Consider the following 15,082-nt stretch of genomic DNA (forward strand, 5'->3'; position numbering starts at 1 on the left):
AATCTATTTTAGAATCGAAAGGAGATACTACAAAATGGCAAATAAACGCGAATTCCCACTAGAAAAAACGCGTAATATCGGGATTGTTGCTCATATCGATGCTGGTAAGACAACAACTACTGAACGTATTTTATACTATACTGGTAAAATTCATAAAATTGGTGAAACTCATGAAGGAGCTTCACAAATGGATTGGATGGAACAAGAACAAGAACGTGGTATCACAATCACATCAGCTGCAACAACTGCTGAATGGAAAGAACATCGTATTAATATCATCGATACTCCAGGACATGTGGATTTCACTATTGAAGTTGAACGTTCACTTCGTGTCTTAGATGGAGCCGTTGTTGTTTTAGATGGTCAATCTGGTGTTGAACCACAAACTGAAAACGTTTGGCGTCAAGCTACAACATATTCAGTTCCTCGTATCGTTTTCATCAATAAGATGGATAAAATGGGTGCTAATTTTGATTACTCAGTAGGCACAATCAAAGATCGTCTTCAAGTAAATGCTGTTCCTATCCAAATGCCAATTGGTGCTGAAGATGATTTTGAAGGTGTTATTGATTTAATCGAAATGAAAGCCGATTTATATGATAACGAAGATTTAGGTGCTACATGGGAAAGTATTGACGTTCCTGAAGAATATTTAGAAGAAGCTACAAAACGTCGCGAAGCTTTAGTTGAAGCCGTTGCTGATGTTGATGAAAAGCTTATGGAAAAATATCTTGATGGTGTGGAAATTACTAAAGATGAAATCAAAGCTGCTATCCGTAAAGCAACATTAAATCTTGAAATGTACCCAGTTCTTGCTGGTTCAGCATTTAAAAACAAGGGTGTTCAAATGATGTTGGATGCTGTTAATGATTTCTTACCATCTCCTTTAGATGTTAAACCTTATAACGCAGTAGATCCTAAAACAGATGAAGAAGTTGAAATCACAGCCGGTGATGACAAAGATTTCGCTGCTTTAGCATTTAAAATTGCAACGGATCCCTTCGTTGGTCGTTTAACATTCTTCCGTGTTTACTCAGGTACATTACAAGCTGGTTCTTATGTCTTGAACTCTACTAAAGACACGCGTGAACGTGTTGGTCGTATCCTTCAAATGCATTCAAATCACCGTAATGAAATTCCTGAAGTATTCTCTGGTGATATTGCTGCTGCTATTGGTTTGAAAAATACGACAACTGGTGATTCATTAACGGATGAAAAACATCCATTAATCCTTGAATCAATGGAATTCCCTGAACCAGTTATCCAAGTATCTATCGAACCAAAAACAAAAGCTGATCAAGATAAGATGGATATCGGTTTACAAAAACTAGCAGAAGAAGATCCTTCATTCAAGGCTGAAACTAACCCTGAAACTGGTGAAACTTTAATCGCTGGGATGGGTGAATTGCATTTGGATATCATCGTTGATCGTATGAGACGTGAATTTAACGTTGAAGCTACTGTTGGTGAACCACAAGTTGCCTACCGTGAAACATTTACAAAAACTGTTTCTGCACAAGGTAAATTCGTTCGTCAATCTGGTGGTAAAGGTCAATATGGTGATGTTACAGTTGAATTCTCACCTAATGAAGAGGGTGGCGGTTTCGCATTCGAAGACGCTATCGTCGGTGGGGTTGTTCCTCGTGAATATATTCCTTCAGTTGAACAAGGTTTGAGAGAAGCTATGCAAAATGGTGTTCTTGCAGGCTACCCACTTATTGATGTTAAAGCTAAGTTATATGATGGATCATATCATGATGTCGATTCTAACGAATCAGCATTTAAGGTAGCTGCCTCAATGGCATTGAGAAAAGCTGCTAAGAGTGCTGGTGCTGTTATTCTTGAACCAATGATGAAAGTTGAAGTTGTCGCTCCTGAAGATTACTTAGGTGATGTTATGGGACATGTAACTGCTCGTCGTGGACGTGTTGAAGGTATGGAAGCTCGCGGAAATGCACAAGTTGTTAACGCAATGGTTCCTCTTTCAGGTATGTTCGGTTACGCAACTACTTTACGTTCTTCTACACAAGGACGTGGTACATTCACAATGACATTTGATCATTACGAAGCTGTACCAAAATCAATCCAAGAAGAAATTATGAAGAAAAACGGAACAGCTACTGATTAATTAGTTGGTCTGAATTATAAAAGAAGTTATCACTTGTTGATAGCTTCTTTTTTTGTGGTAAAATAACATTTGGAAAATAAAAAAAGTTTTAAAAATGTTAATTATGATTATATAATGAGAAACTTTGAAAAAAAATAAGAAAGCACTTGCCATAAGGCTTTATCTCTAGTAGTATAGATAAGTACCCAAAAACAGATGGCGTATTACGCCCTGCGATAGGGTTTCATAGAATGAGCTAAGATGTGAAAGATTGCGACACGCCCGGCAGCTTTGCCACGCAAGGTGTGTCGGTCACTTACACGGAGCTAGTCTTATTTTTAAAATAGACGAAGGAGGGAACAAAATGGCAAAACAAAAAATTCGTATTCGCTTAAAAGCTTACGAACACCGTATTTTAGACCAATCTGCTGACAAGATTGTTGAAACTGCAAAAAGAACAGGGGCAACAATTTCTGGACCAATTCCATTGCCAACAGAACGTACATTATACACAGTTTTACGTTCACCACATAAGCATAAAGATTCACGTGAACAATTCGAAATGCTTACACATAAACGTTTGATTGATATCGTTAACCCAACACCTAAGACAGTTGATTCATTGATGAAACTTGACTTACCTAGTGGCGTTGATATTGAAATCAAATTATAAAACAGAGTTACAAAAATAAAAATACAAACATATTGGAGGTGTACTCATGACTACAAAAGGAATCTTAGGAAAAAAAGTAGGTATGACACAAGTTTTTACTGAAAATGGTGAATTGGTACCAGTTACAGTGATTGAATCTACGCCAAACGTTGTTTTACAATTGAAAACAATTGAAAACGATGGTTACGAAGCAATTCAATTAGGTTACCAAGACATGCGCGAAGTATTAACAAACAAACCTGCTAAAGGTCATGCAGCAAAAGCAAATACTACTCCTAAGCGCTTCGTTCGTGAAATTAACGATGTTGAGCTTGGAGAATATAACGTAGGTGACGAAATTAAAGTTGATACATTCTCAGCTGGCGATATCGTTAACGTTACGGGTACGTCTAAGGGACATGGTTTCCAAGGAAATATCAAACGTTGGGGACAATCACGAGGTCCTATGACTCATGGTTCTCGTTATCATCGTCGTCCTGGTTCAATGGGTGCCGTTATTAACCGTGTATTCAAAGGTAAGAGATTACCAGGTCGCATGGGTGGCAAACGCGTAACTGTCCAAAACTTGGAAATTATTCGTGTTGACGTTGATAGTAATGTTATCTTGATTAAAGGTAACGTACCAGGCGCAAACAAAACATTAGTTACAATTAAAAACGTCACAAAAGACGCTAAATAACAGGAAGGAGGAATTTCAAAATGCCAACAGTCGCATTATTAAAACAAGATGGTACTAAAAATGGTGAAGTTGAATTAAACGACGCTATTTTTGGAATCGAACCTAACGACAATGTCATTTTTGACGCCGTAATCATGCAACGTGCATCATTACGTCAAGGAACTCATTCAGTTAAAAACAAAAGTGCAGTTTCAGGTGGTGGTAGAAAACCATGGCGCCAAAAAGGTACAGGTCGTGCTCGTCAAGGATCTATCCGTAGCCCACAATGGCGTGGTGGTGGTGTCGTATTTGGCCCTACTCCTCGTTCATACAGTTACAAATTACCTAAAAAAGTTCGCCGTTTAGCTCTTAAATCAGTACTTTCACAAAAAGTATTGGATAACAGCGTGGTTATGGTCGATGCACTTAGCTTCGAACAACCAAAGACAAAAACTTTCAAAGAAGTTTTAAGTAACTTAGATATCAACAAAAAAGTATTAATAGTTCTTGAACCTGGCAATGATTTCGTTGCTTTAGCAGCTCGTAACTTACAAAATGTTACAGTAGTAGAAGCTAAAGGTGTTAACGTTCTTGACGTTATCAACAATGATAAATTAGTCATGACTCAAGCAGCTCTTTCTCAAGTAGAGGAGGCTCTTTCATAATGGAATCAAGAGATATTATCTTACGCCCAGTCATCACCGAAGCAGCAATGGATAGAATGGCTAACAAAGTTTACACATTCGACGTTGATACTCGTGCAACTAAAATTGAAGTCAAAAAAGCTATTGAAGATATTTTTGGCGTTAAAGTTGTAAAAGTAAATATCATGAATGTTAAAGGTAAGTTAAAACGTCAAGGTCGCTATGCTGGTTATACTAAAAAACGCCGTAAAGCAATTGTTACTTTAACTGCCGACTCAAAAGAAATCCAATTATTCGAAGAATAATCTAAAATTTTGTAAACTAGGAGGAAAACAACGTGGGAATTAAAAAATTCAAACCAACCACTAACGGTCGTCGTAATATGACTGGTTCTGATTTCTCAGAAATTACTAAATCAACTCCTGAAAAATCATTACTAGAATCAAAAAGCAGAACTGCCGGCCGTAATAACTATGGTCGCATTACTGTTCGTCACCGTGGTGGTGGTCATAAACGTCAATACCGTTTGATCGATTTCAAGCGTGTTAAAGACAATGTAACAGCAACTGTTAAAGCAATTGAATATGATCCAAACCGTTCAGCTAATATTGCATTATTACAATATACTGATGGTATCAAATCATACATCATTGCTCCTAAAGGATTAGAAGTTGGCATGATGGTTCAATCTGGTAAAGAAGCAGATATCAAGGTTGGTAACGCATTAGCTCTTCAAGATATCCCAGTTGGTACAATTATTCATAATGTCGAATTAAAACCAGGTAAGGGTGGACAACTTGCTCGTTCAGCCGGTGCTTCTGCACAATTACTTGGTAAAGAAGGTAAATACGTCCTTGTTCGTTTGACATCAGGCGAAGTTCGCATGATCTTATCAACATGTCGCGCATCTATCGGTGCTGTTGGTAACGAACAACATGAATTAATCAAAATTGGTAAAGCTGGTCGTGCTCGTTGGGCTGGTAAACGTCCTACAGTTCGTGGATCAGTTATGAATCCTAACGATCATCCTCATGGTGGTGGTGAAGGTAAAGCTCCAATTGGTCGTCCATCACCTATGTCTCCTTGGGGTCAAAAGACGATGGGTTACAAAACACGTTCAAAGAAAAACCAATCAGACAAATTTATCGTACGTGGACGCAACAAGAAATAATTTACTTGTTGCTTAAGCTATATTCCGGAAGGAGGATTCACATTGAGTCGTAGTCTAAAAAAAGGACCATTCGTCGATGAACATTTGATGAAAAAGGTCGAAGCACAAACTGATCAAGAAAAGAAAACAGTTATCAAAACATGGTCACGTCGTTCAACAATCTTCCCTAACTTCATTGGTCTAACTATCGCTGTATATGATGGACGTAAACACGTTCCAGTTTTTATGCAAGAAGATATGGTTGGTCATAAGTTGGGTGAATTTGTTCCAACACGTACTTTCCGTGGTCACGGATCTGACGATAAGAAAACTACAGTTAAATAAAGGAGGTTATACACATGGCTGAACAAGTAACATCAGCAAAAGCAACCGCCAAAACTGTTCGTATTCCAGCGCGTAAAGCTCGCTTGGTAATCGATCTTATCAGAGGTAAAAGTGTTGCTGAAGCTATCGGTATTTTGAGATTTACTCCCAGAGCCGGAAGCCCAATCATTGAAAAAGTTTTACTTTCTGCTGTAGCTAATGCAGAAAATAATTTTGATTTAGATGGTGAAAACTTAGTTATTACTGATATTTTTGCTAACGAAGGACCAACTTTAAAACGTTTCCGTCCTCGTGCTAAAGGATCAGCTTCACCAATTAACAAACGTACGAGTCACATTACAGTAGTTGTATCTGAAACTACAAAATAAGGAGGGATAACGCGTGGGTCAAAAAATAAATCCAACGGGATTACGTGTAGGTATCATTCGTGATTGGGATTCAAAATGGTATGCAGAAAAAGATTTTGCAAACTACCTTCATGAAGATTTACACATCCGTAAATACATTCAAGAAAAATTAACCGACGCTTCTGTCTCTATCGTTGAAATCGAACGCGCTGCAAAACGTGTTAACGTTTCAATCCATACTGCTAAACCTGGTATGGTTATCGGTAAAGGTGGAGCTGAAGTTGAAAAACTTCGTAAAGAATTAAATGATTTAACAGGTAAACGTGTGCATATCAACATTGTTGAAATCAAACGTCCTGATTTAGATGCTCAATTAGTCGGCGAAAACGTTGCGGAACAATTAGAAAACCGTGTCGCATTCCGTCGTGCTGTTAAACAAGCTATGCAACGTACAATGCGCTCTGGTGCTAAAGGTATCAAAGTTCAAGTTGCTGGCCGTCTTAACGGAGCTGATATGTCTCGTGTTGAAAGCTACTCAGATGGTACAGTTCCATTACATACCTTAAGAGCAGATATTGACTACGCTTGGGTTGAAGCAATGACTACTTACGGTAAATTAGGCGTTAAAGTCTGGATCTACCGTGGTGAAATCTTACCAGCTAAGAAAAACGCTGTGAAAGGAGGGAAATAACCTATGTTAGTACCTAAACGTACAAAATTCCGTCGTGAATTCCGTGGTAAAATGCGTGGGGAAGCTAAAGGTGGCAAAGAAGTCGCTTTTGGAGAATTCGGTTTACAGGCTCTTGAATCATCATGGATCACTAACCGTCAAATCGAAGCTTCTCGTGTCGCTATTAACCGTCATATGAAACGTGGTGGGAAAGTATGGATTAAAATTTTCCCTCATAAATCATATACTGCAAAAGCAATTGGTGTTCGAATGGGTTCTGGTAAAGGTGCTCCTGAAGGATGGGTAGCTCCAGTTAAACGTGGAAAGATCATGTTTGAAGTTGCCGGTGTTCCCGAAGAAGTTGCTCGCGAAGCTTTACGCTTAGCATCAAACAAACTTCCAGTGAGAACTAAAATTGTAAAACGTGAGGAAGTAGGTGGCGAATCACATGAAGGCTAAGGAAATTAATGAATTAACCACTGCTGAAATGATTACCAAAGAACAAGAATTTAAAGATGAATTGTTTAACTTACGCTTCCAATTAGCTACCGGTCAATTAGAAAATACCGCACGCTTAAGTGAAGTACGTAAAACAATTGCTCGTATTAAAACGGCATTACGCCAACAAGAATTAAACAAGTAGATTACGAAAGGGAGGCCATTTACGCATGAGTGAAACTCGTAACCAACGTAAAGTCTATCAAGGACGCGTTGTATCCGACAAAATGGATAAAACGATTAGTGTTCTTATCGAAACATACAAGACACACAAAACCTACGGTAAACGTGTGACTTATTCTAAAAAATTCTATGCACATGATGAAAATAACGAAGCAAAAATCGGCGATATCGTTCAAATTATGGAAACTCGTCCGTTGTCAGCAACTAAGAGATTCCGTTTATTAGATATCGTTGAAAAAGCAGTTATTGCTTAAGCATAATTGCCATTCGTATTTCTAATTTGCTATCGAAAGGAGGACACTTACTGTGATACAAACAGAAAGTCGTTTAAAAATTGCCGACAATTCAGGCGCAAAAGAAATCTTAACTATTAAAGTTTTAGGTGGATCAAAGCGTAAAACTGCTAATATCGGTGACGTTATTGTTGCTACTGTTAAACATGCAACACCAGGTGGTGTTGTCAAAAAAGGTGAAGTTGTTAAAGCTGTAATCGTACGTACAAAATCAGGTGCTCATCGCGCTGACGGTTCATACATCAAATTTGATGAAAATGCTGCCGTTATCATCCAAGATGATAAAAGCCCTAAAGGTACACGTATCTTTGGACCTGTTGCACGTGAATTACGTGATAACAATTTCATGAAGATTGTTTCTTTAGCACCCGAAGTATTATAAGAAATCCATCGGAAAACAAGGAGGTGCGCTAAATGTTCGTCAAAACTGGTGATAAAGTTCAATTAATTGCAGGTAAAGATAAAGGTAAACAAGGTACTGTTACTAAAGTTTTCCTTAAAGATGACCGTGTGATTGTTGAAGGCATGAATATTGCAAAAAAACATCAAAAACCTAGTAACTCGAATCCACAAGGTGGCATCGTGGATATAGAAGCACCAATTCACGTTTCAAACGTGATGCTTATCGACCCATCTACAAACGAACCAACTCGTGTTGGCTTCAAAGTTGTAGACGGCAAGAAAGTTAGAGTTTCTAAAAAATCAGGTGAAACTGTTAAATAGACCTACTGAAAGGAGGACACTTTCTTCATGACTAACCGTTTAAAAGAAAAGTTCACTAATGAAATTACACCATCTATGATGGAAAAATTTAACTACACATCAATTATGCAAACACCTCAAGTTGATAAAATTGTTATCAACATGGGTGTTGGTGATGCTGTTACTAATGCTAAAAATTTAGATAAAGCTGTTGAAGAATTAGCTTTAATCGCTGGTCAAAAACCTTTGGTTACAAAAGCTAAAAAATCAATTGCTGGCTTCCGTTTACGTGAAGGTATGCCAATCGGTGCTAAAGTTACTTTACGTGGCGAACGCATGTACGATTTCTTAGATAAATTAGTTTCAGTTTCATTACCTCGTGTGCGTGATTTCCGTGGCGTTAGCAAAAAAGCCTTTGATGGCCGTGGTAACTATACTTTAGGTGTTCGCGAACAATTAATTTTCCCAGAAATCGATTTTGATGATGTGGATAAAGTTCGTGGAATGGATATCGTTATTGTTACAACTGCTAATACTGATGAGGAATCAAAAGAATTACTCACACAATTAGGTATGCCGTTTTCTAAATAATAAGGAGGTTACAAAGCTTTGGCTAAAAAATCATTAATTGCAAAGAACAAACGTCCAGCAAAATTCTCTACACAAGCTTATACACGTTGCGAACGTTGTGGTCGCCCACATTCTGTTTATCGTAAATTTAAATTATGCCGTATTTGTCTTCGTGACCTTGCTCACAAAGGCCAAATTCCTGGTATGAAAAAAGCTAGCTGGTAAATCTAAAAGACAAGTTAAAGGAGGGTAAACTCAATGGTCATGACTGATCCGATCGCAGACTTTTTAACTCGTATCCGTAATGCAAACATGGTACGGCATGAGTCTTTAGAAGTGCCTGCTTCAAAAATCAAACGTGATATCGCTGAAATCCTTAAAAATGAAGGTTTCGTACGTGATATCGAATACATCGATGATGACAAACAAGGTATTATCCGTGTATTTTTAAAATTTGGAAAAGACAACGAACGTGTAATCTCTGGTATTAAACGTATCTCAAAACCAGGATTACGTACGTACGTTCAAGCTGATGCAGTTCCTAAAGTATTAAATGGTTTAGGAATCGCAGTTATCTCAACATCAGAAGGTGTGATGACAGATAAAGATGCACGCGCCAAACAAATTGGTGGCGAAGTCTTAGCATACATCTGGTAATCAATTAATTCGTAAGGAGGTGTCACTCGCGTGAGTCGTATAGGTTATAAAGAAATCGTTCTTCCTGCTGGTGTAGAAGTTACACAAGAAGGTCAAATGGTTACAGTAAAAGGCCCCAAAGGTGAATTAACTCGTAAGTTCTCTAGTGCTATTACAATGCATGTTGAAGGTCTTTCAGTTAAATTTACTCGTGAAAGTGACGATAAAAGCACTCGTGCCTTACATGGTACAATGCGTGCCAACGTAAACAACATGGTTCTTGGTGTTACAGAAGGTTTCAAAAAAGAACTTGAGTTGATTGGTGTTGGTTATCGTGCACAATTACAAGGGAAAAAATTAGTATTAAATGTTGGTTATTCACATCCAGTGGATTTTGAAGAACGCGAAAACTTAACTGTTGAAGTTCCTGCAAATACAAGTATTATTATTTCAGGTATCAGTAAACAAGAAGTTGGCGATCTTGCCGCAGAAATTCGTGCCGTTCGTCCTCCAGAACCTTATAAAGGTAAAGGAATTCGTTACGTTGGCGAATATGTTCGTCGTAAAGAAGGTAAAACAGGTAAATAATGCTGCTTAGCATTGCTTACTTTGTTTTTGAATAAAATCAAGAGGTGAAAATTGTGATTACAAAACCAGATAGAAATAAAACACGTTCAAAACGTCATTTACGTGTTCGTGGCAAGATTTCTGGAACTGCAGAGTGCCCACGCTTAAACGTATTCCGTTCTAATAACCACATCTACGCTCAAGTAATTGATGACGTAGCGGGTGTAACGCTAGCAAGTGCCTCAACAATTGATAGTGAAGTAACTGGCGACAGTAAAGTAGCAAAAGCTACTGCTGTTGGCGCATTAGTTGCTAAACGTGCTAATGACAAAGGTATCAAAGCTGTTGTTTTTGATCGTGGCGGATACTTATACCATGGACGCGTTGCTGCTTTAGCTGAAGCAGCTCGTGAAAATGGATTAGAATTCTAAGAAAGGGAGGAAATAGTTTATGACTTTCATTGATCCAACTCATTTAGATTTAGAAGATCGTGTTGTTGCGATTAACCGTGTTACTAAAGTTGTAAAAGGTGGACGTCGTCTACGTTTTGCTGCATTAGTTATTGTCGGTGATCACAATGGTCATGTAGGCTTCGGTACAGGTAAAGCTCAAGAAGTTCCTGAAGCAATCCGTAAAGCAGTTGAAGATGCTAAAAAGAACTTGATTGAAGTACCTATGGTCGGTACGACACTTCCTCACGAAGTTCTCGGTCAATACAGTGGTGGACGCATTATGCTTAAACCAGCTGTTGAAGGTTCTGGAGTTGCCGCTGGTGGTTCAGTTCGTGCCGTTATGGAACTTGCTGGAGTAGCAGATGTAACAAGTAAATCATTAGGCTCAAATACACCAATCAACGTTGTTCGCGCAACAATGGATGGTTTAAAGAAAATGAAGAGTGCTGAAGAAGTTGCTGCATTACGTGGCGTTTCTATTCAACACTTAGCTGACTAGGAGGACTAAAACATGACAGATTTAAAAATTACATTAAAACGCAGTGTCATCGGACGTCCTCAAAATCAACGCGAAATCGTTAAAGCTTTCGGTTTACACCGTATTAGCAGCTCTGTTATTCGTCCTAATGACGCAGTAACACGAGGCGTTATCGCCAAGATTTCTCATTTAGTGGACGTTGAAGAAGTTAAATAACATCAACATCTTGTTTGCAGTTTAAAATAAGGAGGTGCCAACCCTATGAAATTACATGAATTAAAACCAAGTGAAGGTTCTCGCTCAGTACGTAACCGTGTCGGACGTGGAACATCTTCAGGTAATGGTAAAACTTCTGGACGTGGTCAAAAAGGCCAAAAAGCCCGTAGTAAAGTACGTTTAGGTTTTGAAGGTGGACAAATGCCTTTATTCCGTCGTATGCCAAAACGTGGATTTAATAACTTCAACCGTAAAGAATATGCAGTTGTCAATTTAGATAGCTTAAACAAATTCGAAAACGGTGCTGAAGTAACACCAGCATTACTTGTTGAATCAGGTATTGTTAAGAACGAAAAATCAGGAATTAAAATTTTAGCTTCCGGCGAACTTAACAAGAAATTATCTGTTAAAGCAGGTAAATTCTCAGCTGCTGCTAAAGAAGCTATTGAAGCTGCCGGTGGTCAAACAGAGGTGATCTAATGCTTAAAGTGATGAAAAATGCATTAGCTGTGAAAGAAATCCGTCAAAAGATTTTTTTCACTTTATGCGTTTTAATTGTCTTTCGCTTAGGTACTTTTATAACAGTTCCTGGAATTAACCATGCTGCAATTGCTAGTGCAACAAGTAGTAACTTAGTTAGTCTTCTTAACACTTTTAGTGGTGGTGGATTAACTAATTACTCAATTTTCGCAATGGGGGTTTCACCCTACATTACAGCTCAAATTGTTATTCAATTACTACAAATGGACATTGTTCCTCGTTTTGTAGAATGGAGTAAGCAAGGTGAAGTTGGTCGTCGTAAATTGAATCAAGCTACACGTTACCTAACAATTGTCTTAGCATTTGTTCAATCTGTAGGTATCACCGCAGGGTTAGACTCATTAAGTAGTTTAGGTTTGGTTAACAATCCAAGTACGCAAACATATGTTGTTTTGGGCGTTATTTTAACAGCCGGAACAATGTTTACGACTTGGTTAGGTGATATGATTACTGAACGTGGTATTGGGAATGGTGTTTCCATGTTAATCATGGCAGGTATCGTTTCTCGTATTCCAGGTGGTATTAAACAGATTTTCAATGAACAAATTTTCCAAGCTGATAAAGGTGATCTTTGGGGGGGCATCTTGTTCATAGTTATCTTGCTCGTTATTATTTTTGCAATCGTAACTTTTGTAACATATGTTCAACAAGCTAACTATAAGATTCCAATTCAATACACAAGACGTGTTGCTGGTGCGACAGATAGTTCATATCTGCCACTTAAGGTAAACGTTGCGGGTGTTATCCCCGTTATTTTTGCGAGTTCGTTCATTGCAACACCCCAAACTGTGCTTTTGGCATTCCAAAGCTCACAAGGGGACACGACTTGGTATAAAGTATTAAGTCAAGTTTTCAACATGCAAACAACATACGGAGCCATCCTATATACCGTATTGATTGTCTTGTTCACATTCTTCTACGCTTTCGTACAGGTAAATCCTGAGAAACTCTCAGAGAATTTACAAAAACAAGGAAGTTATATTCCAAGTGTTTGGCCTGGTAAAGCAACAGAAAAATATGTTTCAAAATTATTAATGCGTTTAAGTACTGTTGGTTCATTATTCTTAGGATTTGTTGCTTTAATTCCATTATTAGCATCAAGTTTGTTCGGATTAGATGAATCAGTTGGTTTGGGTGGTACTAGTCTGTTGATTGTCGTTGGGGTTGCTCTTGAAACTATTCGTCAATTAGAGGGTATGATGATGAAACGTAAGTACGTCGGATTCATTAGATAATCGATAAAAAACAAATTTTAAACTGAGAATTAGGTTAGGCTGATGCCTAACCATTTCTCATATTAGGAGGATATTCATGACTAAAATGAACCTGATGTTAATGGGTTTACCTGGTGCAGGTAAGGGAACACAAGCTGAAAAGATTGTCGACGCTTTCCACATCGCTCATATCTCTACGGGAGACATCTTCCGTGCAGCAATGAAAAATGAAACACCAATGGGACTTGAAGCTAAAAAGTATATCGATCGTGGTGACCTTGTTCCTGATGAAGTCACAAATGGCATTGTCAAAGAACGATTAGCTGAAGATGATATTCAAGATGGCTACATGCTTGATGGGTTTCCAAGAAATATGGCACAAGCTGTTGCCTTGGACGAAATCGGTAAGGACCTTGGAAAACCTCTTAACGCAGTCATTGACATTCATGTTGATCCTGAATCTCTAATCGAACGTTTAACTGGTCGTTACATTTGTCGTAATTGTGGAGCTACATATCACAAAATCTTCAACCCCACAAAGGTTGAAGGAACATGTGATCGCTGTGGGCAACATGAATTTTATCAACGTGAAGATGACAAACTTGAAACGGTTAAAAATCGTTTAGAAGTTAACATCAAAATGAATACACCGTTATTAGATTTTTACGAACAACGTCATCTATTGTATACAGTAGATGGTAACCGCGATATTGAAGATGTATTTGCAGATATTGAAACGATTTTAAACAATCTCAAGTAATCTGAGTATTCCGCTGCAAAGTAATTGTGCCGGAGTGGCTAACTTGCATCTGAGATAGCGGTATGATAGAATAATTCCGGTTTATCTTTTCAGGAGGATATTTGTAATAATATCCTGATAAGAACGGGTGAGAGTGTCTAATTCTCGCCATTTTTACATGTAAAGTTAAAACACGATTTTAAGGAGGTACATTTACGTGGCGAAAGAAGAAGTAATTGAGATTGAGGGTACGGTCCGTGAAACGTTACCCAATGCGACTTTTCGAGTTGTACTTGAAAATGATCATGAAATTTTAGCTCATGTCTCTGGTAAAATTCGTAAGAATTATATTCGTATTTTACCTGGTGATAAAGTGACGGTTGAAATGTCTCCTTACGATTTAAGTAAGGGTCGTATTACTTATCGCTTTAAATAGATTGTACTTCAAAAACTTTTAGGAGGTATAATTCAATGAAAGTAAGACCATCAGTAAAACCAATGTGTGAACATTGTAAAGTTATCAAGCGCAAAGGTCGAGTTATGATCATTTGTAGCGCAAATCCAAAACATAAACAACGTCAAGGATAATAAAAATTAGGAGGTGTAATTGTTATGGCTCGTATTGCAGGTATTGATATTCCACGTGATAAAAGAATCGTGGTAGCATTAACTTACATTTATGGAATCGGTAATACAACTGCTGCTAAGATCTTGGTAGAAGCAGAAGTATCAGAAGATATTAGAACTCGTGATTTAACAACTGACCAAGAGGATGCAATCCGTAAAGTTGTTGATCAATTTAAAATTGAAGGTGACTTACGTCGCGAAATCAGTTTAAACATTAAACGTCTCCAAGAAATTGGAACGTACCGAGGCATGCGTCATCGTCGTGGTTTACCAGTTCGTGGACAAAACACGAAAAACAACGCTCGTACACGTAAAGGCCCAGCTACATCAATTGCAGGCCGCAAGAAATAATTACTAGATTAAGGAGGTAATACTATTTATGGCAACTAAGAAAGTTTCTCGCAAACGCCGTGTTAAAAAACATATTGAAGCCGGTGTTGCACATATTCATTCTACTTTTAACAATACACTTGTTATGATTACTGATGTTAACGGTAACGCTGTTGCATGGTCATCAGCTGGTGCATTAGGTTTTAGAGGTAGTCGTAAATCTACACCATTCGCAGCACAAATGGCAGCAGAAGCTGCAGCTAAAGGCTCAATGGAAAATGGTATGAAGACTGTTGAAGTAGCAGTTAAAGGACCTGGTTCTGGCCGTGAAGCCGCAATCCGTGCTTTACAAACTACTGGTCTTGAAGTAACAGCAATTCGCGATGTTACTCCAGTGCCTCATAATGGATGTCGTCCTCCAAAACGCCGTCGTGTTTAACGTG

28 protein-coding genes are annotated in these 15,082 nt (G+C 38.2%); all 28 read left to right on the forward strand.

The window, feature by feature from the left end; translation table 11 throughout:
• Window positions 1-34: 34 nt before the first annotated feature.
• The 28 genes from fusA (at window position 35) to rpsK (ending at window position 15,078) form a co-directional block, all read left to right on the forward strand.
• Window positions 35-2,128: an elongation factor G gene (fusA, locus tag AC1RPJ_RS03770; protein ID WP_409022017.1), complete on the forward strand. Its 2,094-nt coding sequence runs from the start codon at window positions 35-37 to the stop codon at window positions 2,126-2,128.
• A 343-nt stretch (window positions 2,129-2,471) separates the two neighbouring features.
• On the forward strand, window positions 2,472-2,780 hold the full coding sequence (gene rpsJ, locus AC1RPJ_RS03775) for a 30S ribosomal protein S10 (RefSeq protein WP_057974643.1): 309 nt from the start codon (window positions 2,472-2,474) through the stop codon (window positions 2,778-2,780).
• Window positions 2,781-2,826: 46 nt separating this feature from the next.
• Complete coding sequence (rplC, locus tag AC1RPJ_RS03780) at window positions 2,827-3,459, forward strand: 50S ribosomal protein L3 (RefSeq protein WP_481761616.1); 633 nt, start codon at window positions 2,827-2,829, stop codon at window positions 3,457-3,459.
• Window positions 3,460-3,479: 20 nt separating this feature from the next.
• Window positions 3,480-4,103 (forward strand): 50S ribosomal protein L4, encoded by a 624-nt coding sequence (gene rplD, locus AC1RPJ_RS03785; protein WP_409022019.1) that lies wholly within the window; start codon window positions 3,480-3,482, stop codon window positions 4,101-4,103.
• Window positions 4,103-4,387 carry a 50S ribosomal protein L23 gene (rplW, locus tag AC1RPJ_RS03790; RefSeq protein ID WP_409022020.1) on the forward strand — a complete coding sequence of 95 codons (285 nt, stop codon included), beginning with the start codon at window positions 4,103-4,105 and terminating at the stop codon, window positions 4,385-4,387. Before rplD ends, rplW begins: the two co-directional genes overlap by 1 nt.
• Before the next feature lie 32 nt (window positions 4,388-4,419).
• Window positions 4,420-5,253 carry a 50S ribosomal protein L2 gene (rplB, locus tag AC1RPJ_RS03795; RefSeq protein WP_409022021.1) on the forward strand — a complete coding sequence of 278 codons (834 nt, stop codon included), beginning with the start codon at window positions 4,420-4,422 and terminating at the stop codon, window positions 5,251-5,253.
• Window positions 5,254-5,295: 42 nt separating this feature from the next.
• Window positions 5,296-5,577, forward strand: coding sequence for a 30S ribosomal protein S19 (gene rpsS, locus AC1RPJ_RS03800; RefSeq protein WP_057974638.1), 282 nt, complete (start codon window positions 5,296-5,298; stop codon window positions 5,575-5,577).
• A 14-nt stretch (window positions 5,578-5,591) separates the two neighbouring features.
• On the forward strand, window positions 5,592-5,945 hold the full coding sequence (gene rplV, locus AC1RPJ_RS03805) for a 50S ribosomal protein L22 (RefSeq protein ID WP_409022022.1): 354 nt from the start codon (window positions 5,592-5,594) through the stop codon (window positions 5,943-5,945).
• Window positions 5,946-5,958: 13 nt separating this feature from the next.
• Window positions 5,959-6,615, forward strand: a complete 657-nt coding sequence (gene rpsC / locus AC1RPJ_RS03810; protein WP_057974636.1) for a 30S ribosomal protein S3 — start codon at window positions 5,959-5,961, stop codon at window positions 6,613-6,615.
• A gap of 3 nt (window positions 6,616-6,618) precedes the next feature.
• Window positions 6,619-7,053, forward strand: coding sequence for a 50S ribosomal protein L16 (gene rplP, locus AC1RPJ_RS03815; RefSeq protein WP_057974635.1), 435 nt, complete (start codon window positions 6,619-6,621; stop codon window positions 7,051-7,053).
• Window positions 7,043-7,237, forward strand: a complete 195-nt coding sequence (gene rpmC, locus AC1RPJ_RS03820) for a 50S ribosomal protein L29 (protein ID WP_057974634.1) — start codon at window positions 7,043-7,045, stop codon at window positions 7,235-7,237. Before rplP ends, rpmC begins: the two co-directional genes overlap by 11 nt.
• A 25-nt stretch (window positions 7,238-7,262) precedes the next feature.
• The gene (gene rpsQ, locus AC1RPJ_RS03825; RefSeq protein ID WP_057974633.1) at window positions 7,263-7,529 is read left to right on the forward strand and encodes a 30S ribosomal protein S17; all 267 of its coding nucleotides are present in this window, start codon (window positions 7,263-7,265) and stop codon (window positions 7,527-7,529) included.
• A gap of 52 nt (window positions 7,530-7,581) precedes the next feature.
• On the forward strand, window positions 7,582-7,950 hold the full coding sequence (gene rplN / locus AC1RPJ_RS03830) for a 50S ribosomal protein L14 (protein ID WP_409022023.1): 369 nt from the start codon (window positions 7,582-7,584) through the stop codon (window positions 7,948-7,950).
• Window positions 7,951-7,982: 32 nt separating this feature from the next.
• Entirely contained in the window at window positions 7,983-8,291 is a 309-nt protein-coding gene (rplX, locus tag AC1RPJ_RS03835) for a 50S ribosomal protein L24 (RefSeq protein ID WP_409022024.1), read from the forward strand.
• 27 nt (window positions 8,292-8,318) lie between these two features.
• Complete coding sequence (gene rplE, locus AC1RPJ_RS03840) at window positions 8,319-8,861, forward strand: 50S ribosomal protein L5 (protein ID WP_409022025.1); 543 nt, start codon at window positions 8,319-8,321, stop codon at window positions 8,859-8,861.
• 18 nt (window positions 8,862-8,879) lie between these two features.
• Window positions 8,880-9,065, forward strand: coding sequence for a type Z 30S ribosomal protein S14 (locus AC1RPJ_RS03845; RefSeq protein ID WP_057974629.1), 186 nt, complete (start codon window positions 8,880-8,882; stop codon window positions 9,063-9,065).
• A 33-nt stretch (window positions 9,066-9,098) separates the two neighbouring features.
• Entirely contained in the window at window positions 9,099-9,497 is a 399-nt protein-coding gene (gene rpsH, locus AC1RPJ_RS03850) for a 30S ribosomal protein S8 (RefSeq protein WP_057974628.1), read from the forward strand.
• 30 nt (window positions 9,498-9,527) lie between these two features.
• The gene (rplF, locus tag AC1RPJ_RS03855) at window positions 9,528-10,064 is read left to right on the forward strand and encodes a 50S ribosomal protein L6 (RefSeq protein WP_481761615.1); all 537 of its coding nucleotides are present in this window, start codon (window positions 9,528-9,530) and stop codon (window positions 10,062-10,064) included.
• Between the two features lie 53 nt (window positions 10,065-10,117).
• Window positions 10,118-10,474, forward strand: a complete 357-nt coding sequence (gene rplR, locus AC1RPJ_RS03860; protein WP_462298812.1) for a 50S ribosomal protein L18 — start codon at window positions 10,118-10,120, stop codon at window positions 10,472-10,474.
• Window positions 10,475-10,493: 19 nt separating this feature from the next.
• Window positions 10,494-10,994: a 30S ribosomal protein S5 gene (gene rpsE / locus AC1RPJ_RS03865; protein WP_409022028.1), complete on the forward strand. Its 501-nt coding sequence runs from the start codon at window positions 10,494-10,496 to the stop codon at window positions 10,992-10,994.
• 12 nt (window positions 10,995-11,006) lie between these two features.
• Complete coding sequence (gene rpmD / locus AC1RPJ_RS03870) at window positions 11,007-11,189, forward strand: 50S ribosomal protein L30 (protein ID WP_057974624.1); 183 nt, start codon at window positions 11,007-11,009, stop codon at window positions 11,187-11,189.
• A 45-nt stretch (window positions 11,190-11,234) separates the two neighbouring features.
• Window positions 11,235-11,669 (forward strand): 50S ribosomal protein L15, encoded by a 435-nt coding sequence (gene rplO / locus AC1RPJ_RS03875; protein ID WP_409022029.1) that lies wholly within the window; start codon window positions 11,235-11,237, stop codon window positions 11,667-11,669.
• Entirely contained in the window at window positions 11,669-12,964 is a 1,296-nt protein-coding gene (gene secY, locus AC1RPJ_RS03880) for a preprotein translocase subunit SecY (RefSeq protein WP_409022030.1), read from the forward strand. The genes rplO and secY overlap by 1 nt, the downstream gene beginning before the upstream one ends.
• Before the next feature lie 76 nt (window positions 12,965-13,040).
• Complete coding sequence (locus tag AC1RPJ_RS03885; protein ID WP_481761614.1) at window positions 13,041-13,703, forward strand: adenylate kinase; 663 nt, start codon at window positions 13,041-13,043, stop codon at window positions 13,701-13,703.
• A 196-nt stretch (window positions 13,704-13,899) separates the two neighbouring features.
• Window positions 13,900-14,118 carry a translation initiation factor IF-1 gene (gene infA / locus AC1RPJ_RS03890; protein ID WP_057974621.1) on the forward strand — a complete coding sequence of 73 codons (219 nt, stop codon included), beginning with the start codon at window positions 13,900-13,902 and terminating at the stop codon, window positions 14,116-14,118.
• Window positions 14,119-14,153: 35 nt separating this feature from the next.
• The gene (gene rpmJ / locus AC1RPJ_RS03895) at window positions 14,154-14,270 is read left to right on the forward strand and encodes a 50S ribosomal protein L36 (protein ID WP_057756760.1); all 117 of its coding nucleotides are present in this window, start codon (window positions 14,154-14,156) and stop codon (window positions 14,268-14,270) included.
• A gap of 24 nt (window positions 14,271-14,294) precedes the next feature.
• Window positions 14,295-14,660, forward strand: a complete 366-nt coding sequence (rpsM, locus tag AC1RPJ_RS03900) for a 30S ribosomal protein S13 (RefSeq protein WP_057974620.1) — start codon at window positions 14,295-14,297, stop codon at window positions 14,658-14,660.
• A 28-nt stretch (window positions 14,661-14,688) separates the two neighbouring features.
• Window positions 14,689-15,078 (forward strand): 30S ribosomal protein S11, encoded by a 390-nt coding sequence (gene rpsK, locus AC1RPJ_RS03905; protein WP_057974619.1) that lies wholly within the window; start codon window positions 14,689-14,691, stop codon window positions 15,076-15,078.
• Window positions 15,079-15,082 lie beyond the last annotated feature (4 nt).

This window comes from Dellaglioa sp. CoH-57-MRSF-17 (assembly GCF_056782015.1).